General features: G+C 41.7%; 26 protein-coding genes. 9 read left to right on the forward strand and 17 right to left on the reverse strand.

All coding sequences use genetic code 11. The features are described from left to right. Positions 1-52: 52 nt before the first annotated feature. Positions 53-1,711 carry a membrane-bound lytic murein transglycosylase MltF gene (gene mltF, locus H0913_RS12415; protein WP_154602654.1) on the forward strand — a complete coding sequence of 553 codons (1,659 nt, stop codon included), beginning with the start codon at positions 53-55 and terminating at the stop codon, positions 1,709-1,711. On the opposite strand, the gene tadA is transcribed toward mltF, so the two are convergent. Together tadA and leuE are read right to left on the reverse strand one after the other, a co-directional pair. Next, positions 1,708-2,220, reverse strand: coding sequence for a tRNA adenosine(34) deaminase TadA (tadA, locus tag H0913_RS12420; protein WP_181477343.1), 513 nt, complete (start codon positions 2,218-2,220; stop codon positions 1,708-1,710). The genes mltF and tadA overlap by 4 nt on opposite strands. A 93-nt stretch (positions 2,221-2,313) precedes the next feature. After that, the gene (leuE, locus tag H0913_RS12425; RefSeq protein WP_036949445.1) at positions 2,314-2,961 is read right to left on the reverse strand and encodes a leucine efflux protein LeuE; all 648 of its coding nucleotides are present in this window, start codon (positions 2,959-2,961) and stop codon (positions 2,314-2,316) included. Positions 2,962-3,152: 191 nt separating this feature from the next. On the opposite strand from leuE, the gene H0913_RS12430 reads away from it, so the two are divergent. Then, entirely contained in the window at positions 3,153-3,602 is a 450-nt protein-coding gene (locus H0913_RS12430) for an XRE family transcriptional regulator (protein ID WP_154602653.1), read from the forward strand. A gap of 283 nt (positions 3,603-3,885) precedes the next feature. Beyond that, positions 3,886-4,146 carry a YfhL family 4Fe-4S dicluster ferredoxin gene (locus tag H0913_RS12435; protein WP_154602652.1) on the forward strand — a complete coding sequence of 87 codons (261 nt, stop codon included), beginning with the start codon at positions 3,886-3,888 and terminating at the stop codon, positions 4,144-4,146. A gap of 181 nt (positions 4,147-4,327) precedes the next feature. Here H0913_RS12435 and acpS read toward each other — a convergent pair whose 3' ends face one another. The 11 genes from acpS to rpoE all read right to left on the reverse strand — a co-directional run bounded on the left by acpS (position 4,328) and on the right by rpoE (position 14,109). Beyond that, positions 4,328-4,711, reverse strand: coding sequence for a holo-ACP synthase (acpS, locus tag H0913_RS12440; protein WP_154602651.1), 384 nt, complete (start codon positions 4,709-4,711; stop codon positions 4,328-4,330). Then, a complete protein-coding gene (pdxJ, locus tag H0913_RS12445; RefSeq protein WP_154602650.1) occupies positions 4,711-5,442 on the reverse strand; it encodes a pyridoxine 5'-phosphate synthase in 732 nt (243 codons plus the stop codon). Before pdxJ ends, acpS begins: the two co-directional genes overlap by 1 nt. Before the next feature lie 304 nt (positions 5,443-5,746). Next, positions 5,747-6,472: a DNA repair protein RecO gene (gene recO / locus H0913_RS12450; RefSeq protein ID WP_181477344.1), complete on the reverse strand. Its 726-nt coding sequence runs from the start codon at positions 6,470-6,472 to the stop codon at positions 5,747-5,749. An 11-nt stretch (positions 6,473-6,483) separates the two neighbouring features. Further along, on the reverse strand, positions 6,484-7,392 hold the full coding sequence (era, locus tag H0913_RS12455) for a GTPase Era (RefSeq protein WP_036949437.1): 909 nt from the start codon (positions 7,390-7,392) through the stop codon (positions 6,484-6,486). Next, a complete protein-coding gene (gene rnc / locus H0913_RS12460; protein ID WP_154602649.1) occupies positions 7,389-8,069 on the reverse strand; it encodes a ribonuclease III in 681 nt (226 codons plus the stop codon). Before rnc ends, era begins: the two co-directional genes overlap by 4 nt. Positions 8,070-8,351: 282 nt before the next feature. Next, complete coding sequence (gene lepB / locus H0913_RS12465) at positions 8,352-9,317, reverse strand: signal peptidase I (RefSeq protein ID WP_132495604.1); 966 nt, start codon at positions 9,315-9,317, stop codon at positions 8,352-8,354. A gap of 17 nt (positions 9,318-9,334) precedes the next feature. Beyond that, on the reverse strand, positions 9,335-11,131 hold the full coding sequence (gene lepA / locus H0913_RS12470; protein ID WP_181478773.1) for a translation elongation factor 4: 1,797 nt from the start codon (positions 11,129-11,131) through the stop codon (positions 9,335-9,337). A 300-nt stretch (positions 11,132-11,431) separates the two neighbouring features. Then, positions 11,432-11,896, reverse strand: coding sequence for a SoxR-reducing system protein RseC (rseC, locus tag H0913_RS12475; RefSeq protein ID WP_154602646.1), 465 nt, complete (start codon positions 11,894-11,896; stop codon positions 11,432-11,434). Positions 11,897-11,899: 3 nt separating this feature from the next. Continuing rightward, the gene (gene rseB, locus H0913_RS12480) at positions 11,900-12,850 is read right to left on the reverse strand and encodes a sigma-E factor regulatory protein RseB (RefSeq protein ID WP_154639211.1); all 951 of its coding nucleotides are present in this window, start codon (positions 12,848-12,850) and stop codon (positions 11,900-11,902) included. Then, entirely contained in the window at positions 12,850-13,473 is a 624-nt protein-coding gene (gene rseA, locus H0913_RS12485) for an anti-sigma-E factor RseA (protein ID WP_154602644.1), read from the reverse strand. The genes rseB and rseA overlap by 1 nt, the downstream gene beginning before the upstream one ends. A gap of 57 nt (positions 13,474-13,530) precedes the next feature. Next, on the reverse strand, positions 13,531-14,109 hold the full coding sequence (gene rpoE / locus H0913_RS12490; protein ID WP_006661282.1) for an RNA polymerase sigma factor RpoE: 579 nt from the start codon (positions 14,107-14,109) through the stop codon (positions 13,531-13,533). Between the two features lie 429 nt (positions 14,110-14,538). Between rpoE and nadB the strand changes: the two genes are divergently transcribed. After that, a complete protein-coding gene (gene nadB / locus H0913_RS12495) occupies positions 14,539-16,140 on the forward strand; it encodes an L-aspartate oxidase (RefSeq protein ID WP_154639209.1) in 1,602 nt (533 codons plus the stop codon). Positions 16,141-16,179: 39 nt separating this feature from the next. Here the strand turns inward: nadB and trmN are convergent, their stop codons facing one another. Continuing rightward, on the reverse strand, positions 16,180-16,914 hold the full coding sequence (gene trmN / locus H0913_RS12500; RefSeq protein WP_181477345.1) for a tRNA(1)(Val) (adenine(37)-N(6))-methyltransferase TrmN: 735 nt from the start codon (positions 16,912-16,914) through the stop codon (positions 16,180-16,182). A gap of 159 nt (positions 16,915-17,073) precedes the next feature. Here trmN and H0913_RS12505 point away from each other — a divergent pair, with 159 nt between their 5' ends. The 4 genes from H0913_RS12505 (at position 17,074) to srmB (ending at position 21,769) form a co-directional block, all read left to right on the forward strand. Then, positions 17,074-17,805, forward strand: coding sequence for an IclR family transcriptional regulator (locus tag H0913_RS12505; RefSeq protein WP_181477346.1), 732 nt, complete (start codon positions 17,074-17,076; stop codon positions 17,803-17,805). A gap of 2 nt (positions 17,806-17,807) precedes the next feature. Next, positions 17,808-18,725 (forward strand): formimidoylglutamase, encoded by a 918-nt coding sequence (hutG, locus tag H0913_RS12510; protein WP_181477347.1) that lies wholly within the window; start codon positions 17,808-17,810, stop codon positions 18,723-18,725. Between the two features lie 300 nt (positions 18,726-19,025). Further along, complete coding sequence (gene gltS, locus H0913_RS12515) at positions 19,026-20,231, forward strand: sodium/glutamate symporter (protein ID WP_154602639.1); 1,206 nt, start codon at positions 19,026-19,028, stop codon at positions 20,229-20,231. Between the two features lie 182 nt (positions 20,232-20,413). Next, a complete protein-coding gene (gene srmB / locus H0913_RS12520; protein WP_154639208.1) occupies positions 20,414-21,769 on the forward strand; it encodes an ATP-dependent RNA helicase SrmB in 1,356 nt (451 codons plus the stop codon). A gap of 52 nt (positions 21,770-21,821) precedes the next feature. Here srmB and H0913_RS12525 read toward each other — a convergent pair whose 3' ends face one another. Then, positions 21,822-23,276: an ankyrin repeat domain-containing protein gene (locus H0913_RS12525; protein WP_181477348.1), complete on the reverse strand. Its 1,455-nt coding sequence runs from the start codon at positions 23,274-23,276 to the stop codon at positions 21,822-21,824. Between the two features lie 160 nt (positions 23,277-23,436). Continuing rightward, entirely contained in the window at positions 23,437-23,820 is a 384-nt protein-coding gene (grcA, locus tag H0913_RS12530) for an autonomous glycyl radical cofactor GrcA (protein WP_108478520.1), read from the reverse strand. A 339-nt stretch (positions 23,821-24,159) separates the two neighbouring features. On the opposite strand from grcA, the gene ung reads away from it, so the two are divergent. Further along, a complete protein-coding gene (gene ung, locus H0913_RS12535) occupies positions 24,160-24,840 on the forward strand; it encodes a uracil-DNA glycosylase (protein WP_154639207.1) in 681 nt (226 codons plus the stop codon). 93 nt (positions 24,841-24,933) lie between these two features. On the opposite strand, the gene grpE is transcribed toward ung, so the two are convergent. After that, positions 24,934-25,524, reverse strand: coding sequence for a nucleotide exchange factor GrpE (grpE, locus tag H0913_RS12540; RefSeq protein ID WP_036949413.1), 591 nt, complete (start codon positions 25,522-25,524; stop codon positions 24,934-24,936). Positions 25,525-25,618: the final 94 nt, after the last annotated feature.

Below are 25,618 nucleotides of genomic sequence, written 5' to 3' on the forward strand. Positions count from 1 at the left end.
AAACAGTTTTTATTAAGCGCACAACACCAGTTCTTGCACGAGAAATAATTATTTGAATAACCTAAAAGTTAACTATTTTATTATCGTGGTCATCGCCTTACTTGCCACCATGATCATTGGTTCTAATGTCCGATGGTCGAATACGCAAAATACCCAAATAGACAAAATTATCTCTCGGGGTGAGTTACGTATCAGCGCAGTAAGTTCACCACTTATTTATATTGATGAGCAACATCAGCTACGTGGCTTCGACTACGAGCTGGCTCAGGGCTTTGCTACGTACCTAGGAATTAAACTCAAAATTATTATTCGTCCAACTATCGAGCAAATTTTCGAAGATCTCGATAACGACGATGCCGACATCGCTGTGGCAGGGCTGCTGTATAATAAAGACCGTTTGGATACTATGAAAACGGGTCCTAGCTATTTGAATGTGACTCAGCAATTGGTTTACCGTAAAGGCACCACGCGCCCAAAAACCTTTAATGACTTGAAAGGGAAATTAGTGGTTATCGCGGGGAGTACCCATGCAAGCACACTAAAAGCGCTTTCAACGCAATACCCTAATCTTAAGTGGGAAGAAAGCAGCGACTATACACCGAGTCAGTTATTAGAAATGGTGGCCGAAGGTGAGATTGACTACACCCTTGAAGACTCTATTGCCGTCTCTTTGCAGCAACGAATTCACCCGAAAGTCGCTGTCGCATTTGACTTACGTGATGAGCATGCCATCACATGGTATATGAGCCGCAAACATGACTATAGCCTAGATGCCGCCCTGCTCGACTTTTTTAATATCAGTAATCAAAATGACTCACTCGCCCGCTTGACCGAGAAACATTTTAGTCACGTCGAATCCTTTGATTATTTTGATACGATTACATTTATAAGTGCCATTAACAATAAATTACCTGATTATCAGCATTTATTTGAGAAGTATGCGGATACTGTCGAGACCGTCGATTGGAAATTATTGGCAGCTATCGCTTGGCAAGAGTCCCACTGGGATCCCCTTGCAACCTCCCCTACTGGTGTTCGTGGGATCATGATGCTTACCAAACCAACTGCGGCAACGATGGGAATTGAAGATAGATTAGACCCAGAAGGAAGCATCAAAGGTGGGGCAGCATATTTGTCGTACATCATGAAACGCTTACCCGACTCTATCGCTGAAGATGACCGTATTTGGTTTACCCTTGCAGCCTATAATATGGGCTATGGGCATATGCTGGATGTGCGTAAATTAACGCAAAAGCTGGGTGGCAACCCTGACCGTTGGCTTGATGTTAAAGCGAATTTGCCCCTGTTAACACAACCAAAATATTATTCTCAGCTCACGTATGGCTATGCCCGAGGACACGAGGCTTATCGTTATGTGGAAAATATTCGCCGCTATCATCAAAGCTTAGTGGGTTATTTGCAGAGTCAGGAGAAAAAACAGAAAACCTTAGAGATTGCGAAGAAATCTCACGTTTATGTCGTGGTACCCAATGAGAATACTCAGCTCTCATCTTATGTGATGCCTGATATGGTGCCAGCAAAATTGGAGGTCGCGCCAAAAGCGTCAGCGAATTTAGGTGTGTTTTATGCCAGTGAAAATAGTAGTGCACGAAACCACTCCCTAGGGAAATATATTCTGGCAAAACCAACACGTTCGAGTTCTATCGATAATAACGTAGCCCTACAAAAGGAAACGTCAATTGAAGACTAGTTCTCGGGGTTTTGAGCCTGTTTTTCTTGACGTCTCTGCTCTTTAATTTGTGCTCTGCGCATTCTAAAAAATTCGCTGAGCATGGATGAGCAAGTTTCTTCAAGTACACCACTCGTCACTTCAACATAGTGATTTAAACCTGGCTGCGACATGATATTCATGAAGGAGCCACATGCTCCCGTTTTAAAATCTTTCGCACCATATACGACCCGACCGATGCGGCTATGGATCATCGCCCCTGCACACATAATGCAAGGTTCTAAAGTGACATACAGTGTTGTGTCTAATAAGCGGTAATTCTGTAGCGCGGTGCCCGCTTTTTGTAAGGTAACAATTTCAGCATGGGCGGTAGGGTCGTGGTTTTCAATGGAGTGGTTCCAGCCTTCTGCCACGAGTTGGTTATCTTTGACCAATAACGCACCCACAGGGATCTCCCCGGCATCTTGAGCTTTTATTGCTAGCTCAAGGGCTTGAGCCATCCAATACTCGTCGATTTCTAATTGCGTCACTCTAACTCTAGCCTCTCATCCATCCACACTCGAAAAGTTGATTATTACGAAATGTTAAAGTGACTGCAAATTGAATCTGATATTAATCAATAACTAATTACTAAAAATGGCAAGTTTCGCAGCAAACCCCATAAAGAATGCACCTACAGTACAATTTCCCAGTTTCGCCAAAATCTGCTTTTCCCGTAAAAAGCGGGCTATCAAGTAGCCACTGAATATCAATAAGCTTAGATACAAGAAGCTAACCGTTTCTAATATAACCGCTAATACCATGTACGGAACCCAAGCATGGCTATAATTGAAGTCAATAAATTGAATAAAGAACGAGATATAGAACAAAATCGCTTTCGGGTTCGTTAAGCTAAGTACCAAAGCTCGAGTAAAGTAATTTTCTTTTCTTACTTCAATCTGCTCTACCCCTGCTGATAACGATTTTTTTTGCCAAAAGGTTGCATATAGGATTTTGCATCCTAAGTACAAAAGATAAGCAGCCCCTAAGTATCTTACGATAGTAAACAGTGTTGGAGAGGCTTTGATGACCGAGGCAACACCAATGAATGAAAGAAAAATCAGTATTGCATCACCAGTGAAAACACCGATTGCGGCACGATATCCCGCTTTAGTCCCATGTGAAGTACTTGATTTTAATACATACAATGAGTTTGGACCGGGTACAATGATGATAAGCACCAATCCCGCTAAGTAAGTCCAGAAATTCAATACCCCTAGATTTTCAAACATGACCAATTCCTAATTGTTTTTTCTTATTACTATCACAGTTAAGATCCATTGTGAATATTCTACTTTTATTAATTTTTAAATCATTTGAATATATAAAACAAACTAATAAATAACATTATTTTTAAAGTCTCTTTCATTAAATATGATTAACCCGCACTTAAGTTTTCATAATTTAAATAAGAGGAATAAACATGGCTTTTATTAGAAGAACCGTGCAAACAAATATCTTTGAAGAGTTTTACCCAACGACACTCGCATTCAATGCTGGTAAGAAAAATTATTTCTTAGGGCACTCAAAAGACAAGTCCTACATGATCTACAACATGACAGACGCAGGGAAAATCGAACCCACTGTCGTTGTACAAAAAGGGAAATTAAAAACGTACCTGCAAAATATTCAAGCCTTCTACGACACGACCCAAAACAAGCAATATTTATACGGTTATAATCTCGATGAGAAAGTTATCGATGTCTATCAAATCGCTGATAATGCCAGTATCGTGCTGATGTATTCTGAGGAGTTCACCGTTGAAGATTCTATAAAGTCAGCAACTTTCTTCATCATTAATGGTGTGCTGTGCTTCTATACGCAATCTGATAAAACTAAAAACTGGTATATCTACAACTTAATTAATTATTAATTTAATATTTTCTAATTGTCTTATCCAATAAGAGCTTAAATTTAAGCTCTTATTTTATTTTTATAAATAAAATCATCTTTATATTATTAATTCCACTTTACTTATAGACCATCCACATTGAATCACACTTAAAACTCTTGATTATTCTGCTTGTTCATTACTATTTTTTCGCTAAGTATATTCGTTCACTCACACATAATTCAGTGTCTAATTGATTTACTTCAGTGTAAAATGGCGTTCGAAAACGTATACTACTGCTTTGAATCTGATATAACTAATTGAAATGGCACTATTAATTACTAAAAAATGCATTAACTGCGATATGTGTGAACCCGAATGCCCAAATGATGCAATTTTCATGGGGTCGGAAATCTATGAAATAGATTCTAACTTGTGTACTGAATGCGTTGGGCACTATGATAAACCCACTTGCCAGTCAGTTTGCCCCATAACTAATACGATTATTACAGACCCTGAACATGTTGAATCCCAAGAACAACTCTGGGATAAATTTGTCATGATCCATCACGCCGATAAAATCTAATTTCGCAAATACGCTGAATACATTTGTTAAAGTGACGATGGCTCAGCTCTGCGATATTCAATTTTTTGTTTTACTAAAAACATCCATCCGTTGAAGCACACTTTCATTAAAGTACTATTTCATTAAAGTACTATTTCATTGAAACATTGCCGACCGAAAACAAGTCGGCAATGAGTAATGCCTACAGACTTTCAATAATCACTGTTGCAGCCGCATAGTGCCGCTCATCAGTAATCGAAACATGAAAATGCGTGGCTTTTAAATTATTGGCTAGTTTTAGCGCCTCACCGCTCAGTGAAAGTAACGGTTTACCTAGCTCATCGTTTGTGATTTCAAACTGATTAAAAGCCAAACCATTACGGATCCCCGTACCTAATGCCTTAGCCGCCGCTTCTTTCACTGCAAATCGCTTAGCAAGAAAACGCGCAGGCTTAGCTTGTTGCTGATATTGTGCATATTCATGTTCTGTTAAAATACGCTTCGCTAAGCTATCAGCGGAGCGCTCAATGACAGATTCAATACGCGTAATCTCAACAATATCTGTACCTAAACCTACAATAGCCATTATTTACGCGCTTCTGTGAGTAAGCTTTTCATGTCGGATACAGCTTGAGCTAGACCACTAAACAGAGCTCGGCCAATAATCGCGTGCCCGATATTCAGTTCATAAATTTCAGGCAGTGCTGCGATACGTTGAACATTATGGTAAGTCAATCCATGTCCCGCATTCACTTTAATGCCTTTACCCGCTGCATAGCTTACGCCATCACGAATACGACGAAATTCAAGCTCTTGCTCTTGTTCAGTTTTAGCATCCGCGTATGCGCCTGTGTGAATTTCAATAAATGGTGCCCCACACTCTTGAGCAGCATCAATTTGTTCATGATCCGCATCGATAAATAAAGAGACTAAAATACCTGCTTCGGTCAGTCGTTTTACTGCGGATGCGACTTTTTGTTTTTGCCCTGCAACATCAAGCCCACCTTCAGTAGTCACCTCTTCACGCTTTTCAGGAACTAAGCAGCAATAAGTCGGCTTAATACGACAAGCAATGTCAATCATCTCTTCCGTGACTGCCATTTCAAGGTTCATGCGCGTTTGAATGGTTTGGTTGAGTAGTTCAACGTCTCTATCGGTAATATGGCGGCGATCTTCACGTAAGTGAATAGTGATCCCGTCGGCTCCAGCTTGCTCAGCAACAAATGCCGCTTGAACAGGGTCAGGATATTGTGTTCCTCTTGCATTTCTAACAGTTGCAATGTGGTCAATGTTAACACCCAATAACAGCTCAGCCATGTTTAACTCCCTATGAATAAACAGTCACTTATTTCTTGTCTGCCATATCCTACTGCAATTTATCGTATTGGGGGAAAAAATATCTCGTTCTTCCTCGCGGATTCCAAAGCAATAATAATATTTCATCAATTACATTCATGTTTTGGGAAGCGCCTCGAAGAAAATGGATAGGACGAAAACTTTGTCTAGATTGCCTGTAATTTTGCGGTTACAACAGTCCGCAGCTGGAAAGGTATATAGTTGGAAATGCTCGCAGTAATAACAAATAGAAAAAATAGCGTCATAAAACAAAATCAATTAATTGTTATGACTTCGCCATATTCTGAGAAGGGATAATAAATTGCCTGAAGAGTTCACGGCTTTTAAGGGGTTTACCGCCAAGGTAAGGTTTCAGTGCCATGCGGGTAAACCGTTTAGCGGCTTTTAAGGTGTCCGCATCTGGGAATTCGCGTTCGGCTAACGCTCTTAATTGCTTACCCGTGAATGTGAGTTGGTCAACAATCAGGCTGCCAATAAACCCTTTTTCTTCACGGTAACGGTAGGTCATGGTGTCTGAAACTGGCTCACCACTGCCCGCACAATGTAAAAAATCTACGCCGTAACCGAGATAAGACAGCAAAGCGAGCTCGAACTGACGTAAAGCAGATTCAGGCGTGCGTTCACTTCCGGCTAAAACTTGCAAGCAATTGAGGTAATCAAAAAATAGAGATGAATACGGTGTGCCAAACTCAATAACCCGAGCGGTAAGTTCATTAAGGTATAAACCGCTATATAAAACAGTGCCACTAAGAGGGAGAGCAAGAGAGACAGGATCAGCATTGATGAGGGTTTTGATTTCACCTTTGCCACTCCAACGGATCAACAAAGGTGTAAAAGGCTGCAAGCAGCCTCTTAATGGTGAGCGGTTGCGTCTCGCACCCTTTGCTAGCAAACGAATTTTTCCTTCCCCTTCCGTGAAAAAGTCAATTAATAGACTCGTTTCACTGTAAGGACGGGAATGGAGCACAAACGCGCGTTGCCAACCACTCACAATGTCACCGATTATTTTAAATCGTCAACATAGCCCAGACTGCGCAGTGCTCTTTCGTCATCTGCCCAACCGGATTTAACTTTAACCCAAAGCTCTAAGTGAACTTTAGTTTCAAACAGACGTTCCATATCAATACGAGCTTCGGTACCAATGGTTTTCAGCTTGCTACCTTTATTACCGATAACCATTTTTTTCTGACCTTCACGCTCAACTAAGATCAGTCCGTTGATATGGTAGCCACCCTTATCCATCTCTTTAAACTGTTCAATTTCAACAGTCACTGAGTATGGTAGCTCGTCACCTAAGAAACGCATCAGTTTTTCACGAATAATTTCAGAGGCCATAAAACGCTGAGAGCGGTCTGTAATATAGTCTTCAGGGAAGTGGTGAATAGCTTCGGGGATGTGCTGCTTCACAATCTTCGCGATGGTATCAACGCCAGTGCCTTTTTCTGCACTGATTGGCACCACGTCCAAGAAATTCATTTTTTGGCTGATCATACCGATGTGTGGCAGTAAGCTGGTTTTATCCACCACATTATCAATTTTGTTGATCGCCAAAATGACTGGGCAACGCAAGCTAGATAGCTTGTTCAGCACCATTTCATCATCAGGTGTCCAATGGGTACCTTCAACCACAAAAATAACCAATTCAACATCGCCAATAGAGCTGGATGCAGCGCGGTTCATCAAACGGTTAATTGCTCTTTTTTCTTCAATATGAAGACCTGGGGTATCAACATAGATAATTTGGTAATTATCTTCTGTATGGATCCCCATAATACGGTGGCGAGTTGTCTGCGGCTTTCTCGATGTGATCGAGACTTTTTGCCCCAGTAACTGATTTAACAGTGTTGATTTCCCAACATTTGGTCGTCCAACTATGGCAACAAAACCACAGTGGGATTGTAATTCACTCATTCAATCTCCAAGATTTTCAATGCTTGTTCTGCTGCGGCTTGCTCCGCTTTACGACGGCTTGAACCTATGCCGTTAATCGGCTCTTCAATGCCGCTCACTTGGCAATGGATCGTAAATTCTTGATCATGAGCTTCACCTTTCACATGTACCACTAAATAGTTTGGTAGTGGAAGATGACGCCCTTGCAGATATTCTTGTAGCCGCGTTTTCGGGTCTTTTTGTTTATCACCCGGACTAATTTCATCCAATCTTACTTTGTACCATGCCAGAATGATCTGTTCGATAGTTTGAATATTGCTATCAAGGAAAATCCCGCCAATTAAGGCTTCAACGGTATCAGCTAAGATCGATTCTCGGCGGAAACCGCCACTTTTTAATTCACCCGGACCTAAACGTAAACATTCACCGAGTTCAAATTCACGGGCAATTTCTGCCAGTGTATTTCCACGCACTAACGTTGCGCGCATACGGCTCATATCACCTTCATCCACTTTAGGGAAACGATGATAGAGATCGTTAGCAATCACAAAACTGAGAATTGAATCACCCAAAAACTCCAGTCTTTCATTATGTTTGCTGCTAGCACTTCTATGAGTTAATGCCTGAATTAATAAATCATTTTGCTGGAATGTATATCCCAGCTTACGCTGTAATTTTTCTAACAAAGAGGGGTTCATGTGCGCCCAACCATTCTACGTTTAATAAAAAAGCACACGCAACAGACCTGTAAAATCAGCTATTTTACAAAACTGTTGCGTTTGCACTGACTTCCTCCGACCATCACCCGTAAGCAATTGATATTCGAAAAATAAATTTTATGAATTATCGGAATTTAACGAGGATAGTTAATAATTAGGAAGTCAATAATGTTTAAAACAACATTATTGTACACTGGGTAAAATAATAATGCTTATGATAATGCGAGTTTTCTCATGAAAACCCGCATTGTCTGAAATGAATTATAGAGGACCAATTCGGCTAAAGCGAATACCTGTAGGCCATTCGTTCTCTTGTTTATCTAAACTTAACCAGATAAACACCGCACGGCCCACTAAATTTTGCTCAGGAACAAAGCCCCACATACGGCTATCAGAGCTGTTGTCTCTATTATCACCCATCATAAAATAGTGTTTCTCAGGTACAATCCACTCATTAAGTGGTAAACCTGGTTGTACATATTTTGATTGAGTAATGTAGTTATTAATCGTCAAAATTTGGTGCGTAACGGTATCTAATTTCTCACTTCTACCGTATTGACGCAGTGAGTTATTCGGTAACGCTTGGTCTACTGGGATTTGATAATTACCATATTGATTATCAACCACAGAGCTATTTTCAAATACCATTGTCCATTCACTTGGCTCTAATGGGCCATAAGTAACTGGTAATTTTTCTGTGCATTTATTGTCTGCACAGTTAGGGTAAATCGTCAGCTCTTTCGCTTCTGGGTTATAAATGATTTTATCCCCCGGCAAACCAATAACACGTTTCACGAAGTCTACATTTGGCTCTTTCGGATATTTAAATACCGCGATATCTCCACGATTAGGCTTACCCGTTTCGATTAATGTGGTCTGAGTAATAGGATCTTTCAATCCATAAGAAAACTTCTCAACCAACATAAAATCACCAACTAAGAGTGTTGGCATCATCGAACCTGATGGAATTTGGAACGGCTCATAAATAAACGAACGAACAACCAAAACAATGGCTAACACAGGAAAAATTGAGGTTCCCGTTTCCAGCCACGACGGACGACGAACTGCTTTCGCGAGTTCATCTTCGTTCATTGAGCCGTTTGTTACTTCCCGCAATTTTTTAAGTTTCGCTTTACGTGCTGGCGCAAACTTAAATTTATCTAAGCACCAAATAATCCCTGTCACCAGCGTAGCCAGTGTGAGGATCAGGGCAAATGTGTTAGCCATTAAGACTCCTTGTAAACTTAGCTGTCTTTACCAACGTGCAATATAGCAAGGAACGCTTCTTGTGGGAGTTCAACGTTACCCACTTGCTTCATACGTTTCTTACCGTCCTTTTGCTTCTGTAACAGTTTCTTCTTACGGCTAACGTCACCGCCATAACATTTGGCAAGAACGTTTTTGCGCAGCTGTTTCACTGTAGAACGAGCAATAATGTGGTTACCAATTGCTGCTTGGATAGCAATATCAAACTGTTGACGTGGAATAAGCTCTTTCATTTTTTCCACCAGCTCACGTCCGCGGTACTGCGAGTTGCCACGGTGGGTGATCAGCGCTAATGCGTCGACACGTTCGTTGTTGATTAACACATCCACACGCACCATGTCTGACGTTTGGAAACGTTTGAATGAATAATCTAAAGAAGCATAACCACGAGAGGTTGATTTTAAACGGTCAAAGAAATCCAGCACCACTTCTGACATCGGAATTTCGTAGGTCAAAGAAACCTGGTTTCCGTGATAAACCATGTTGGTTTGTACGCCACGTTTTTCAATACACAGAGTGATAACGTTACCTAAATACTCTTTAGGCATCAGCATATGACACTCAGCGATAGGCTCTCTTAACTCTTCGATGTTATTCAGCGGTGGTAATTTCGACGGACTATCCACATAAACAATCTCGCCATTAGTTTGCTGAACTTCATAAACTACCGTTGGCGCCGTAGTGATTAAGTCGAGATCGTATTCACGCTCTAAACGCTCTTGAATGATTTCCATGTGCAATAAGCCAAGGAAACCACAACGGAAACCGAATCCTAATGCTGTTGACGTTTCTGGTTCATAGAACAAGGAAGCATCATTCAGGCTTAATTTACCCAATGCATCGCGGAAAGCTTCATAGTCATCAGAGCTAACAGGGAACAGACCCGCATAAACTTGAGGTTTCACTTTTTTGAAGCCCGGTAATGCTTTATCTGCTGGGTTACGAGCACCTGTTAAAGTATCCCCAACTGGGGCGCCAGTGATGTCTTTAATCGCGCACACTAACCAGCCTACTTCACCGCAGTTAAGCACATCACGGTCAACTTGTTTTGGTGTGAAAATACCGAGGCGATCCGCGTTATACACGTTGCCCGTACTCATCACTTTAACTTTGTCGCCTTTTCTCAATGTACCATTTTTAATACGGATCAGAGAAACAACACCTAAATAGTTATCGAACCAAGAGTCGATAATCAGCGCTTGTAACGGTGCATCACCATCACCTTCTGGTGGTGGAATTTCTTTCACTAAACGTTCGATAACATCTTGAACACCGATACCGGTTTTCGCAGAACAACGAACTGCATCATGGGCATCAAGACCCACAATGTCTTCAATCTCATCAGCAACACGCTCAGGATCAGCGGCTGGTAAGTCAATCTTGTTCAGGACTGGAACCACTTCCAAGTCCATTTCAATAGCTGTATAGCAGTTCGCTAAGGTTTGAGCTTCAACACCTTGCCCTGCATCCACAACTAATAATGCGCCTTCACACGCAGCCAATGAACGAGAAACTTCATAGGAGAAGTCCACGTGTCCTGGGGTGTCGATAAAGTTCAGTTGGTAAGTTTCGCCATCCGCCGCTTTATAATCGAGCGTTACGCTCTGTGCTTTGATGGTGATACCACGTTCACGTTCCAGATCCATAGAGTCTAAAACCTGAGCCGCCATTTCACGGTCAGTTAAGCCACCACAGATTTGAATAATACGATCTGACAACGTTGATTTTCCGTGGTCGATATGTGCAATGATCGAAAAGTTTCTGATGTTTTTGATTTTCAAGGTAATATCTTCTTTTAAATTGCCTTACAAAATCAGTTTTGAGCAAATTTTGCCACAAAACTAAAATGCTATGATTATCACAAGATTGCTAATTAGCAGCATTTTACATACAAGAACCCACTAACACAAAGATTCAATGTAAAACAACTGTAAACTTGCCAAAGTTGAATGAGTTACTTATTTCATTTTTCTTCGTTTTTCTTCATTTTTGAACGACTAAAAACAAAATCGCCTGTAGTAAAAAGCTTGTGTCGTGAAAGCTTAGCTACAGGCGATAATGTGAGACAATGGCATTCAACAATGTGTTTGAACGCTGATTTCGCCGGGGGGCAGTCCTATTTGTAAAACGATTGGCTGAAAATCGATTTTATTACGCCAACGTGAAGCCATTTCTCGCGCAGTGAAAAAGCCAGCAAACCCACCGAAAATTCCCGCTAATGCGACCCATACCTGCTCAAATTCAGCTAATTGAGCCAATGCGGCAAATAAAAACAATCCAACCAATGGCGTTAAATAGACTAACATCGCAGAACGCAGTAAGCTCCCTTCAGGAATACCCACTTCAATTTTTTGTCCAACAACCAAAGGCTGTTCAACTTCAATTTCCAATTCGTGCTCAGTGTTAGGCCCAATTTTATTTAAAGCATATGAACCACAAGCAGCACGAGCGCTGCAACTTCCACATCCGGCTGAAGAGCCATAACGCAATAATGCTCGCCCTTTCTGCCACCTAATCACCGTTGCCCATTCTTTTACCATGATTTACTCCCGAAACTGAATGCTACTCGCAATTAACTGGGATGTTGATAGCGGTAACTCCCCTATTATCGTAATCACATTTTGCTTTTGAGTCATGGTGTAAATTGTGCGGCGACCATTTTGCAGTGGCTGATCAAGTAAAGGACCTTTCGATGTTTTTGTCACATTAACCGAAAAGGTAAATAGCCCATCGCTGAACATTGCCGTTTCAATGATGTCATCATCGCTTAATTTTCGCGTAGAGCGAGACACTTCCTCAAAGCCTGGAGGCAGCATTCCCACCCGCCATTTAAACGATGGATTTTCGTTTTTCGGCGACACTAATAATGGTGGTAAATTTACATTACTGAGAGATTTCAATGAATCTTGTACATTCTTGCTATCTAAAACAGTCGAAATCACCCTAAACTGTTCCAGTGTTTGATTATTGTTGTCGAGTAAATCAACACGCAGTGGCAATTTAGTTTCTTCATCGATTAATAACACATAATTAAATCGAGAATTGTCTTTTGAAATAATTCGCATGACTAATGCGGGTCTATCACCAATATGCGTACGACCAGCATCGATAAAATTATAATAAGGCTGAATTTTTTGGTAATCCGCAAAAAGTACCGTAGGTAAGTTATCAATGATATGTTCACCATTTAAGCTAAACGCATCGAATCCCGGTTCAAAATAACTAATTCGGTTACCATTTTGCACTATCTCTCGGCGAGATGAATCCATCTGGATCATTTGAGAAATAGGGACTCCATTAATAATCGCGTGGCGATAGCGCACTGGAACGATATTTTGCGGATTGAATGTCATAAACGACATTTCATAGGACAGGTTCTGGGCAGCCGTTCCCATTTCTTTGAAAAGAACATCGGCATCCGTAGATGATGCCGACGCTTGATTAGACATAATCAGGCTGCCCGTCAGGCAGAAGACGGATAACCATTTATTCATTATTGCAGTTTAACCCCTGCTGATGCGGTATTTTTATCACTGTCTTGATGCGGCTGATTCAGCATTGAACGTCTTTCAATTTCATACTGTTGCAGCATGGCATTGATACGTTGATTTTGTTGCTCGATTTGCTGAGATTGTTGCTCAGTACCAAACAATTGGCTATCTGAAAGATTTAAGCTAACTGGCGCACCACGTCCGACTGGAACGGTATTAAATACAGGATCATCCACAGTAGAATCGACACTATTGCTTTGATTGTATTGTTGAACACCCACAATTACAGCGAGTGATACACATGCAGCCACACCGATTTGCGTAATTTGGCTAGCCCATGGACGAATTTTGTTCCAAAACGGGAAGCCACTCCAGCTTGCTGGCTCTGGTTGTGATTCAACAACTGCTTGAGGATTAATTCGCACCGCTTCATTTTCCAGCGCTGCCGCAACTTTACTTGCAATATCAAAATGAATGACATCGCCTGTATCATTACGCAGAGTATCACGAACAAGATGATAGCTCTCCCAACGTTGCTTTAACGTTGAATCACATGAAATGGTGTTAATGAGTTCTAAATCTAGAGCTTCACCATCCATCATTGCGGAAAGTTTCTCTCTTTGCATGCCCAATTACCTTCAGTTAATTGCTCACAGTTAAATGGTAACTCGCGACCCAACCAATTAATGTTGTTGGATCAACGGCTGAACTTTTTCATCAATTGCTTCCCTAGCCCTAAAGATCCGCGATCGAACTGTACCCACAGGGCAATCCATCACTTCGGCAATCTCTTCATAGCTTAAACCATCAAGTTCACGTAGCGTGATTGCCATTCGAAGATCTTCTGGCAGAGACTCAATGGTACGGAAAACAACTCGCTTTAATTCATCAGACAACATTAAGTTCTCTGGGTTCGAAATTTCTTTTAATGCGCCGGCGGACTCGAAGTTTTCTGCGTCGCTCGCTTCCAGATCTGACGCGGGAGGACGTCTATCTTGCGCGACTAAATAGTTCTTTGCCGTGTTGACAGCAATTCGATAAAGCCAAGTATAAAAAGCACTGTCGCCACGGAACGAACCGATTGCACGATAAGCCTTAATAAACGACTCTTGTGCGACATCAGGCACATCTGCTTGCGGTACATAACGAGAAACGAGACTTGCAACTTTATGCTGGTATTTAATCACCAGTAAATTGAAAGCTTGTTGATCGCCTTTTTGTACTTTCTCAACCAATATTTGGTCTGTCAGCTGCTCGCTCATTCCAGGAACCATCTCCTGAACACAGATTGATAATGACTTAACTTGTTCATCTTCTCCCTTCCTTAAGCAAGCCTAACTTCGAGTAATAAAAACTGATGAAGTTCAATTTATTCCAAAAATAATCGAAAATAATTTCAAAAAATGGGATCAAAGTTTCTTAATCGATCCCATTGATCCTTGTGAGCACTACCTAATAGTATACACAAAACAGGCATATCTACGGCATGATTACGTGGAATTTATTCATTCACATTGGTACTTATCATGTAGCCAATGGTTTTTTCCAAATAAACGATGATTTTCCAAATAACTAAAGTGTAGCTAAATAAAACGGTTCTTTGGGAACTCAAAATGCGATTAATACATAGTCACAGGCAGCTCGATAGGCTAACATAAAATTCTCTATAGAAACACAGCACACAAACACTTATGAACGCATCCACACAGCATGACACTGATATTTTAATCATTGGAAGTGGTGTCGCAGGATTATCAGCCGCACTCCGGCTCGCGCCCTTTCATCAAGTTACTATTCTCAGCAAAAGCACCCTCAATGAAGGTGCATCTTATTATGCTCAAGGCGGAATAGCCGCCGTTTTCGATGATACAGATAGCATTGAGTCCCATGTAAATGACACGCTTGTAGCTGGTGCAGGGATCTGTGAAAAGAGCGCCGTCGAGTTTATCGCATCAAACGCCAAACATTGTGTTCAGTGGCTCATTGACCAAGGCGTCTTATTTGATACTGAAGTCAACGAAACAGGGGAAACTCAGTATCACCTCACCCGAGAAGGCGGGCATAGCCATCGCCGCATTCTGCATCACGCGGATGCCACCGGAAAAGAGGTTGAAACCACCCTGGTTAATCTTGCTTTCGAACACCCGAATATCCAGATCAAAGAACGCTACAATGCGGTTGATCTGATCCTCGAAGACAAAACCCAACAGAACGCCCGCTCCCGCATTGTCGGTGCCTATGTTTGGAATCGCCAAAAAGAACAAGTCGAGACTATTCGAGCAAAAACTATCGTCTTAGCCACGGGTGGCGCTGCGAAAGTTTATCAATATACCACTAACCCCGATATCTCATCCGGTGATGGTATTGCCATGGCATGGCGGGCAGGTTGTCGTGTAGCGAACTTGGAATTTAACCAGTTTCATCCAACCTGTTTATTCCACCCGCAAGCACGTAATTTCTTACTCACTGAAGCTTTACGTGGTGAAGGCGCTTACTTAAAACGCCCTGATGGCAGCCGCTTTATGCCAGATTATGACGAGCGCTGTGAATTAGCACCGCGGGATATTGTTGCCAGAGCTATCGACCATGAAATGAAACGCCTCGGGGCGGACTGCATGTATCTCGACATCAGCCACAAATCCCCAGACTTTATTAAGAACCACTTCCCCACCATTTATGCCAAGTTGCTCACCTTAGGTTTAGATTTAACCCAAGAGCCGATCCCGATAGTTCCCGCAGCCCACTATACCTGCGGCGGCGTCGTTGTTGACCCAACCGGCATGACAGATATACCGAATCTGTATGCTATTGGTGAAGTGAGTTATACCGGGCTACATGGTGCCAATCGTATGGCGTCTAACTCATTACTTGAATGCCTAGTTTATGGATGGGCTGCCGCAGAAAATATTATCAAAACGATCGACGAGATCCCTGCGATTTCTGCACTCCCTGAATGGGATGAAAGCCGAGTTCATAATTCTGATGAACAGGTTGTAATTCAGCATAACTGGCATGAATTGCGCCTATTTATGTGGGATTACATGGGGATAGTAAGAACCACAAAACGACTTGAACGCGCTTTGCGTCGTATTCATTTACTTCAACAAGAAATTAATGACTATTATGCTAATTTCCGCATCTCCAACAACTTACTGGAACTGCGCAACTTAGTCCAAGTTGCAGAGTTAATGGTGCGTTGCGCCTTAGAACGTAAAGAGAGTCGCGGTTTACACTATACCTTAGACTACCCTGAGCTTTTACCCGATTCTGGTCCAACCGTTTTAACCCGCTAATATTCACCGCCTATCTGTGCATTAGCAGCAGATAGGCTTTTAATACTTAAGATAAAATGGCCGGATCAACGAAATAAACTCATCCGTATAGCTATCATCTGGTTGTTTCAACGTTAAAGACGAAATAACCGGCTCCGTCATCTTAATCGTCAACCCTAATAGCATCCGATGATATGGCGTATATGATTTATCCTGAACTTGCACGCGGTAAGCTAAATTCCAACCACTCGCCATTGCCATCGCTTCGACTTTCTCTCCCACTTCATAGGGCAATACCAAACAAAAAATACCATTTGGTGCCAAACATTGTTTAGCGCTATCTAATAATACTTGGTGAGTAAGTGTTCCGGTATAGCGCGCTTGATCGCGTTTTTCATCTCGACACGCCACCGCAGGTTCAAAATAAGGGGGGTTACTCACGATTAAATCATATTGATGGTTAGGCTGTTCGCTAAACGTAATAATGTCCTGATGGAACACTCGCAGCCGTTCAGACCATGGTGATTCATCAAAATTTTCCTGCGCTTGTAACGCTGCGGCGTCATCAAGTTCAACCGCATCAACCTGCACTTGCTCACTACGCTGAGCCAGCATTAAGGCAATTAATCCGCTCCCACTGCCTATGTCCAACGCGTATTTTGTCGCATTAAGAGGCGCCCACGCACCGAGTAATACCCCGTCAGTACCGACCTTCATCGCGCAACGATCATGGGCAACAAAAAATTGCTTGAAGGTAAACCCGCCTTTTCGATAACGCTTTTTTTGTTCGCTCATACTGCCACTCTGGTTTAAATAGGATTTGCGTGAATATTCTCAATTTCAACCCACAAATCTGCAAATTTAATCTATTTTCAATAATATTATTCTCATGTATTGAGAATATCATTTGTTAGTGATTTTTTTTACTGCTAAGTTCGAGAAAAAGGAGATGCCATGAACAGTATTAATAGAACACTAGATATCTTATCGTTTGTCACGACTTGCGCGTCTCCAATCACACCGCAAACCATCTCCAAAGAGTTAGATATTCCTCTCTCAACGGTTTATCGGCTTTTAACTATTCTCATAAACTGGGAATTTGTGACTTACTCTAAGCAATATGGCACTTATACCGTTGGTGCGCAGAGTATCAAAACTCAAGAAAAATACTATCACCACAGTTTGCTAATGACCTCGTCAAAATCAGAGTTGCACGCACTGGCCAAAAAGACCCAAGAGACTGCGGCAATTATTACCGCCAACCTACGGGAAACTATCTGTGTCGATAAAATTGATAGTGAACAAGCCGTACGCTGCTCTTTTATTGTTGGGCATGGTAATACCGTGATCCGCGGCGCTAGCGCAAAAACCCTTTTAGCCTACCGTGATGAACAGTATCAAGAATTGGTCTTCGAAACTCACGCCAAGCAGCTACACAACGATAACTATTTACAGAAATTAAAACAGGATCTGATTCAAATCCGCCAACAAGGCTATGGCATTTCTGTTGGTGAAATTGACGTTGGTGTTTTTGGCGCATCGGCACCTGTTTTTAAAGGCAACGATATTTTAGCTGTCGTCTCTGTCATGGCACCCGAATTTCGTGCCGTCAACCGCGTCGATGAGCTGATTAAAGCAACATGCCAAACGGCCCAAAATATAACAAAACTGATTAACTTGGAGTAACTATGACACAACCTTTTCAATGGCAGGGTCGTACTGATGGTGAAACACAGGAACATTTACGCATTCACCAAGTCATCAACCAACGCTCACCTGCAGAGTTTGCCATTATCGGCTTCGCTTCAGACGAAGGTGTTCGCCGCAATAAAGGCCGCCAAGGTGCTAAAGCTGGCCCTGATGCCATTCGTCGTCAACTTGCTGGGCTACCTATCCACCAGCCATTGGCTATCCGTGATGCAGGAACGGTAAGTTGTGACGATGGTGACCTAGAAACAGCTCAGCGTCGCCTATCCGATGAAATAATCTCAGTGTTAGAACTGCGTCAAAAACCCATTGTTTTAGGCGGTGGGCACGAAGTCGGCTTTGCGAGCTTTCAAGGCGTTTTCGATTTCGTTCAAAAACATCAGCCAGAAAAGACCATTGGGATTATCAATTTTGATGCGCACTTTGATTTACGTGAAGCCCCAGAAGCCACATCCGGTACACCATTTTTACAATCCTCACAACTGTGTGCAAAACATCAGCGTCCTTTTAACTACCTGTGTTTAGGCATTGCGGATCATGGCAACACCAAGGTGTTATTCGATACAGCGGATCGCTTAGGCTGCCACTATATTCGCGATAAAGCCTTAACCACAAGCTCATTACCGCAAGCAATTGAAAAAATTAAACAATTTATAAATTCTGTGGATTACCTGTATGTCACTGTGGATTTGGATGTGTTCTCTGCGGGTATCGCACCGGGAGTCAGTGCACCAGCCGCTCGAGGTATTTCTACTGAAACATTTGATGAATTATTTAGTGTCATCAAATCCAGCGGCAAGATTGCGCTGTTTGATATCGCTGAGTGCAACCCTGAATTTGATATTGATAACCACACATCAAAACTAGCCGCTTATTTGGTTTACCAATATTTATTCTAAAAACAACAAACACAATAAAACGACTGATAAACAACTTTACCTTGTCTTTCAAAATATAAATAAAAGCTTAGTCAACTAAGCAACTAGTTAAAAATAAACAGCATCGTGACCCTAACGCTGTAGCACGAAAAACAATTTTATCGTGTCTTTAACAAGACATTTATACCCTTGGATTTCGAGTTACAGCTAGGCGGTGAACGAAGGTAGCCCTAGGAGCATACATAAGTATGTAACTAGGGGACCTGAGAGAAACCAACAACGCTGTAGCTTGAAAGGCATGGTATAAATAAAGGGAAAAATATGACATTCCAAATCGACACACTCACCACCCTCTTCCTGACAGTAGTTTGCCTACTAATGGGTGTTCACCTCAAGAAGCGCATTGAATGGCTGCAACGTTTTTGTATCCCTTCACCGGTTATTGGTGGATTTTTAGTCAGTTTGCTTATCTGGGGATTAAAGTCTTTCGATTTAGCTGAGATTACGTTCGATACCAGCTTGCAATCATTCTTAATGGTGGCGTTCTTTACAACTGTTGGTATTGATGGCAGCTTCCGCGTATTAAAAAGCGGCGGACGCTTATTGATTACTTACCTGTTAATTTGCTGGACATTGGTTATTTTCCAAGACACCTTTGGTGCCGGTTTGGCGCATTTGTTAGGTATCGACCCAGTTATCGGGATCATGGCTGGCGGTGTTTCCTTAACAGGTGGACACGGTGGTGCGGCTGCCTTTGGTGGTATGGCTGAAGGTCTTGGCGTACAGTCTGCAACCGTAGCAGCGATTGCGGCTGCAACGTTTGGTCTGATTTCAGGAAGCCTATTAGGTGGCCCTATCGCAAGCTACTTAATTAAAAAACACAAAGTCACTATTCAAGCTGAAGATAATGTTGAAAGCATGAAAGTTGAAGAGAAACTGGCAGGTAAAATTGACTCTATAGACGCCCATGCATTCTTAAAAATGTTAGCGCTGATTTTAGGTGTAATGGTCGTCGGTCAATTTGCGTCTGCGCAATTCACTAAAGCCACAGGATTCTCTTTACCAAGCTATGTAGGCGCCATGATTATCGCGATTATTGTGCGCAACATTAACGACCAAGTTGAAATTGTTCGTATTAACCAAAAATCCATCAACTTAATTTCTGATGTTTCACTGGGCTTGTTCTTAACCATGGCGATGATGTCGCTTAAGATTTGGGAACTGAAAGTTATCGCGCTGCCATTATTCATCATCTTACTGGCGCAAACTATTGCCATCATCCTGTTCGTTGTTTTCGTTGTCTTCAGACTGTTAGGCAAAAACTACGATGCCGCAGTAATGTGTTCAGGCATGATGGGACATGGTTTAGGTGCAACGCCGAACGCAATGGCAAACATGTCATCGGTCTGTGAGCGCTACAAACAAGTTTCTATGAAAGCATTTATGATTGTGCCACTAAGCGGAGCTGTACTTATCGACCTCGTGGGAATTCCTTACCACACTTGGTTAATTAACATGCTCAGCTAATTCCACTTCATCCCTCTTACCAACTATACGACAGAGTTTGGTAAGAGGGAGCATTATCAGTAATGCCGCTTCCTTATATACCCCCCGCCAACAAAAACAGGTAAACTCTGCACAAAGCTGATTTTTGTGGTGAACAATTTTGCTAACCTGTTTATAATCAGCGCCCCAAATAGAGGTATATCATGACTGCATCCACTTTTTCTGAACTTGAGCTTGATGAAAGCCTGATCACCGCGCTGACCAATAAAGGTTACGAGCGCCCGACGGCGATCCAAGAAGCTGCCATCCCTCCTGCAATGGATGGACGCGACGTTTTAGGTTCAGCCCCAACCGGAACAGGTAAAACTGCGGCATTCTTATTGCCAGCCATTCAACATTTACTTGATTTCCCAAGAAAAAAATCAGGTCCGCCTCGCGTTCTGATTTTAACACCAACTCGCGAACTCGCTATGCAAGTCGCTGATCAAGCTAAAGAGTTGTGTGCACATAATCATTTAGACGTTGCCACCATTACAGGCGGCGTTGCGTATATGAACCACGCTGAAGTTTTCAGCGAAAACCAAGATATCGTCGTCGCAACCACTGGGCGTTTGCTGCAATACATTAAAGAAGAAAACTTCGATTGCCGCGCTGTGGAAATTCTGATCCTCGATGAAGCTGACCGTATGCTGGACATGGGCTTTGCGCACGATATCGAAACGATCGCAGGCGAAACCCGCTGGCGTAAGCAAACTATGTTGTTCTCCGCTACCCTTGAAGGTGAAGCGATTCGTGATTTTGCTGAGCGCTTGCTTGAAGATCCTATCGAAATTGAAGCAGATCCTTCGCGCCGTGAACGCAAGAAAATCCAACAATTCTACTATCGCGCTGACACGTTAGAACATAAAACTGCTTTACTGTGCCACCTTATCAAGCAAGAAGATGTCACCAAATCGATTGTCTTCGTGCGTAAGCGTGAACGCGTTCGTGAAGTTGTTCAATGGCTGCGTGAGGCTGGTATTGAACCTTGCTATATCGAAGGCGAAATGGTGCAAGCGAAGCGTAACGAAGCCGTTCGCCGCTTAGTGACTGGGCAAGTGAAAGTCCTCGTTGCGACAGACGTTGCTTCCCGTGGATTAGATATTGAAAACGTCAGTCATGTTTTTAACTTCGACTTACCGCGCACTGCAGATGTCTATTTGCACCGTATCGGCCGTACTGGTCGTGCTGGGCGCAAAGGTACTGCTCTTTCTTTAGTTGAAGCACACGATTTCCCTCTACTGGGTAAAATCACTCGCTACATCGAAGATCCGATTAAGATGCGCGTGGTAGATTCATTACGCCCAACAACCAAAGCGCCTTCTGAAGCGATGCTGAATAAGCCAAAACCATCTAAGAAAGTGCTGGCTAAGCGTAAAGAGAAGAAAAAAGAAGAGCAAAGCAAGAAAAAAGAAAAAGTACGCCATCGCGATAAGAAAAATATCGGTAAACGTCGCACTCCAGCTATATCATCTACAACTGCGCCATCTGCAACTGCAGATAGCAATAAAACCAAGTAAAACTCAATCGAGTGATACTGACAAAAGCGGGCTTCGGCCCGTTTTTCATTTATTAACTTAAGTTCATTAGCTTATAGACCCTCTCCCTCATAGCCCGGCTTTCATTAGTTAACGATTCTGCTTTTATCATATGATTATCTAAAATATCTCGGCAGTTATAACCCTGATTGTTTTCCATTCGCCAATCTGCACCATTCGATAATAATAATTCAGCGACATCTAAAGAGTGACTATTTAAAGCATCATGCAACGGAGTATTTCCCAAATTATCTCTCACGTTGACTATTAAACCATTACTCAGCAAAATTTCTGATTGAGCCACTCTCCCACTTTGAGCCGCTAAATGTAAAACAGTTTTTTGCTGAGCCAACTGCATTTTTTTAATTCCCTGCCCATATGGTGACTCCAATAATACTTTTATAAATTGGCTATTACCTGTACGAACAGATTGCATAGCGAGTTTATCAATATCGCAGTGCTTATTTTTCATTGAAAGTAATGCTTTAAATTCACTGATGTTTTCTTTCTTAATTGAATTTTTACAACTTTCTTGCCAATTAAAACTTTGTTTCTGCTCTACGTTAGGAAATTCACTCAACATAGAATCCGCTGTTTTATCAAATTCACCTGTAATCGCATTCCAATTATTCCATGGTTTATGTTTGCACATCATCCTAATAATCTTAACCATTGAATGTGCAATAAAGCTCCTGGCCATCAAACGGTGTGGTAACCAGTCTTTCCAAGAATTATGTTCGCTGTAAGCCATTTTGATACGGTTTCCCAACGCAGAAGGGATTGGTAACGTGTTTTGAAGTGCATCAAGCCAATCATATTGAACAGTATAAAAGCGTATCAAACCTTCATCTGCTTGTTGCTTAGCAATGTTATAATCCATTCCAATTTTATGTACTGTGTTTTGAGCAAGCCCTGAAGGACTAAATGAAATACAAGGTGATTGACTCGCCAATGCCGCTATTGATGCAAGACCTCCCCCTAGAGAGTGCCCTGTACAGATAATATTGCCTTTCACGGCTCGATATAGAATATTAGTTAACCCCACAGCCTGAAAGAATTGAGGTTCGTAATACCCTAGCCCTTGCCGAATATTGGCATAAAAATCGACAATATCATTCGTCCCCGCAAAGCAAATAATATACAGACCATTAAAACAACAAATATTTGATTGAAAACCTGTAAATTCATTATTTAAAAGTTCTGCATCTATGCCTAATTCATTAATTTTTGACGGGCTAAGTTTTTCTACTCCTTGAATATCACGCCAATTACGATGATAGGCACCTTGTGATAGTAACGCTAAAAGATAATCTTTATTCTGTGCATCTCTTCCTAAAAACTCCTCTCTTGTGACATTCTTAGGCCATTTATCTCTAAAACTGCATAATGAATCTAAAAATGTATTTTGTTGATATAAATTTAAACCTTCTTCAACAAAAGAAAGTTCGTCCTTACTTACTGTCTGCTGTATTGCTGTATTGAATGGCATAAATTCTCCCTAACAAATGCTGTATGCTGGAAGAATATTGAAATATAAATAACCAAGGGAGGAAATAATCAACTTTGTTAGAGGTAAATAAAAAAGCCATTGAGAACAATGGCTTTTAGAATTTATTAAGATAAGAGATCTATTGACCCCTTAATGTTTATTACAGGCTTTCAGTGAAAGTACGAGTAATAACGTCACGCTGCTGTTCAGGCGTTAATGAATTAAAACGCACTGCATAACCAGAAACACGGATAGTTAATTGAGGATATTTTTCTGGGTTTTTTACTGCATCTTCTAATGTTTCACGGCTTAATACGTTAACATTTAAGTGCTGACCACCTTCTACACGAACAGTTGGTTTCATTTCGAGAGGAACTTCACGGCTCTCAAAAGCACCCAGCTCATCTTTAGGAACAACCTGGCCTTCGCTATAATCTGCTTTTGCACACACGCAACGAGCTTCATTTGTCTCGCTATCGATTAACCAGAAAGAGTTCAGCAGTGCTGCATTGTCACTTTTAGTAATTTGAATACCAGTAATCATCTCGACCTCCACGTTCGAATCAGATTTTGATCAATCTTTGCTAACTGTTTTTAATCGCTGTTGATTGGATAATTGGTCTAACCAACCTGTTTATCTAATATATACCAGCTAGAACCCCTACATTCTTTGATATTTATCAAATATTTCGTATGGTAATTAACCAAACCGGTGCATCTTCATGATTTAAATCAATATTCACATTTGGATTTTTTAATTGTTTTTGTAACTTTTCAAATTAATTTGAAGCTATTTTAGAGAGTTAGCGCAGAACAACACTTTATCTATACGTCATGAACCAGTAAGCTACGAACTATAAAACACATCACTATGGAATCATTCATGTCAAATACGATGACTTGGCACGACGTAATCGGTGCGGAAAAATCACAAACCTATTTCAAAGAGACTCTCGCGTTTGTCGCAAAAGAGAGAGAAAGCGGAAAAGTAATCTACCCGCCGCAAGAAGATGTTTTCAATGCGTTTCGCTATACTGAATTAGCAGACATCAAAGTCGTTATCTTGGGACAAGACCCCTATCATGGGCCGGGACAAGCACACGGATTATCCTTTTCTGTACGTCCGGGTATTAAAGCGCCGCCTTCACTCGTCAATATGTATAAAGAGCTTGAGAAAGATATTCCTGGATTTGTCCGCCCGGAACATGGGTACCTGCTTAGCTGGGCGCAACAAGGGGTTTTACTCCTCAATACGGTATTAACTGTAGAACAAGGTAATGCGCACTCACATGCACATCTAGGCTGGGAAACCTTTACTGATAAAGTGATTCAGGCGATTAATGATCATACTGAGAGTGTAATTTTTCTTTTATGGGGCTCTCATGCACAAAAGAAAGGTCGCATTATCGATACTAAACGCCACCATGTACTTAAAGCCCCTCATCCATCCCCACTGTCTGCACATCGAGGCTTTCTAGGATGTGGTCATTTCTCAAAAGCTAATCAATTGCTTGAACAACAAGGTCGCGCACCGATTGATTGGTATCCGGTTATTCCTGAATAAACACATTCTATAGCAATAAAGCTCGCCATAGAAAAATGGGATGCTCAGCATCCCATTCGCGTTATATACCCTAAAATTATTTATGTTCTAAACTTATTTAGAAACAATTACCATTGCAGGGCGCAGCAGACGGTTATTCAAGGTATAACCCTTTTGCATTACGTTGATCACCTGACCTGCACTATGGTCTGGGGATTCAATCATGGTCATGGCTTGGTGAACTTCAGGGTTGAATGGCACATTCGCCGCATCAACAGGCTCAATACCAAACTTAGAAACGGCATCTAAGAACGTTTTCAACGTAAGATCTAAGCCTTCTAACATTGCTTTGGATTCTTCGTTGTCACGATCAGCGGCTTCAATTGCACGCTCTAAGTTATCAATCACAGGCAACAATTCATTGGAAAACTTCTCAAGCGCAAACTTGTGGGCTTTTTCAATATCTTGTTCTGTACGACGACGAATATTTTCGATTTCAGCGTGAGCACGTAACATCGCTTCGCGTTCAGTTTTACGGGAAGCTTCAAGTTGCTGTTCAAGCTCAGCAATACGCGCTGCTAACGCTTGTTCTTCGGCTTGTAAATCTGCTTGTTGAGTATCAACTTCTTGCTCTGCTTGCACTTTTTGTGTTTCATTTTGCTCAGAAGCTTGCTCATCATGCATGTTTTGTTCTTTACTACTCATGAATATCTCCGCGTATTTAGCAATAATTCTATCTATGAGAGTATTATGGGGATCTAATACAGGGATTCAAGGGAAGTCATACAACGAGGAGTTA

It is taken from the genome of Providencia rettgeri (genome assembly GCF_013702265.1).
In the GTDB taxonomy this organism is placed as follows: domain Bacteria; phylum Pseudomonadota; class Gammaproteobacteria; order Enterobacterales; family Enterobacteriaceae; genus Providencia; species Providencia zhijiangensis.

Bases quoted from the DNA above. Each gene is read 5' to 3' on its own strand.
- H0913_RS12435 (WP_154602652.1), top strand. From the start codon at position 3,886: ATGGCACTATTAATTACTAAAAAATGCATTAACTGCGATATGTGTGAA.
- H0913_RS12430 (WP_154602653.1), top strand. From the start codon at position 3,153: ATGGCTTTTATTAGAAGAACCGTGCAAACAAATATCTTTGAAGAGTTT.
- acpS (WP_154602651.1), bottom strand. From the start codon at position 4,711: ATGGCTATTGTAGGTTTAGGTACAGATATTGTTGAGATTACGCGTATT.
- rseA (WP_154602644.1), bottom strand. From the start codon at position 13,473: ATGCAAAGAGAGAAACTTTCCGCAATGATGGATGGTGAAGCTCTAGAT.
- gltS (WP_154602639.1), top strand. From the start codon at position 19,026: ATGACATTCCAAATCGACACACTCACCACCCTCTTCCTGACAGTAGTT.
- H0913_RS12525 (WP_181477348.1), bottom strand. From the start codon at position 23,276: ATGCCATTCAATACAGCAATACAGCAGACAGTAAGTAAGGACGAACTT.
- rseB (WP_154639211.1), bottom strand. From the start codon at position 12,850: ATGAATAAATGGTTATCCGTCTTCTGCCTGACGGGCAGCCTGATTATG.
- hutG (WP_181477347.1), top strand. From the start codon at position 17,808: ATGACACAACCTTTTCAATGGCAGGGTCGTACTGATGGTGAAACACAG.
- H0913_RS12505 (WP_181477346.1), top strand. From the start codon at position 17,074: ATGAACAGTATTAATAGAACACTAGATATCTTATCGTTTGTCACGACT.
- pdxJ (WP_154602650.1), bottom strand. From the start codon at position 5,442: ATGGCTGAGCTGTTATTGGGTGTTAACATTGACCACATTGCAACTGTT.
- era (WP_036949437.1), bottom strand. From the start codon at position 7,392: ATGAGTGAATTACAATCCCACTGTGGTTTTGTTGCCATAGTTGGACGA.
- nadB (WP_154639209.1), top strand. From the start codon at position 14,539: ATGAACGCATCCACACAGCATGACACTGATATTTTAATCATTGGAAGT.
- rpoE (WP_006661282.1), bottom strand. From the start codon at position 14,109: ATGAGCGAGCAGCTGACAGACCAAATATTGGTTGAGAAAGTACAAAAA.
- grcA (WP_108478520.1), bottom strand. From the start codon at position 23,820: ATGATTACTGGTATTCAAATTACTAAAAGTGACAATGCAGCACTGCTG.
- grpE (WP_036949413.1), bottom strand. From the start codon at position 25,524: ATGAGTAGTAAAGAACAAAACATGCATGATGAGCAAGCTTCTGAGCAA.
- lepB (WP_132495604.1), bottom strand. From the start codon at position 9,317: ATGGCTAACACATTTGCCCTGATCCTCACACTGGCTACGCTGGTGACA.
- ung (WP_154639207.1), top strand. From the start codon at position 24,160: ATGTCAAATACGATGACTTGGCACGACGTAATCGGTGCGGAAAAATCA.
- trmN (WP_181477345.1), bottom strand. From the start codon at position 16,914: ATGAGCGAACAAAAAAAGCGTTATCGAAAAGGCGGGTTTACCTTCAAG.
- srmB (WP_154639208.1), top strand. From the start codon at position 20,414: ATGACTGCATCCACTTTTTCTGAACTTGAGCTTGATGAAAGCCTGATC.
- rnc (WP_154602649.1), bottom strand. From the start codon at position 8,069: ATGAACCCCTCTTTGTTAGAAAAATTACAGCGTAAGCTGGGATATACA.
- rseC (WP_154602646.1), bottom strand. From the start codon at position 11,896: ATGGTAAAAGAATGGGCAACGGTGATTAGGTGGCAGAAAGGGCGAGCA.
- leuE (WP_036949445.1), bottom strand. From the start codon at position 2,961: ATGTTTGAAAATCTAGGGGTATTGAATTTCTGGACTTACTTAGCGGGA.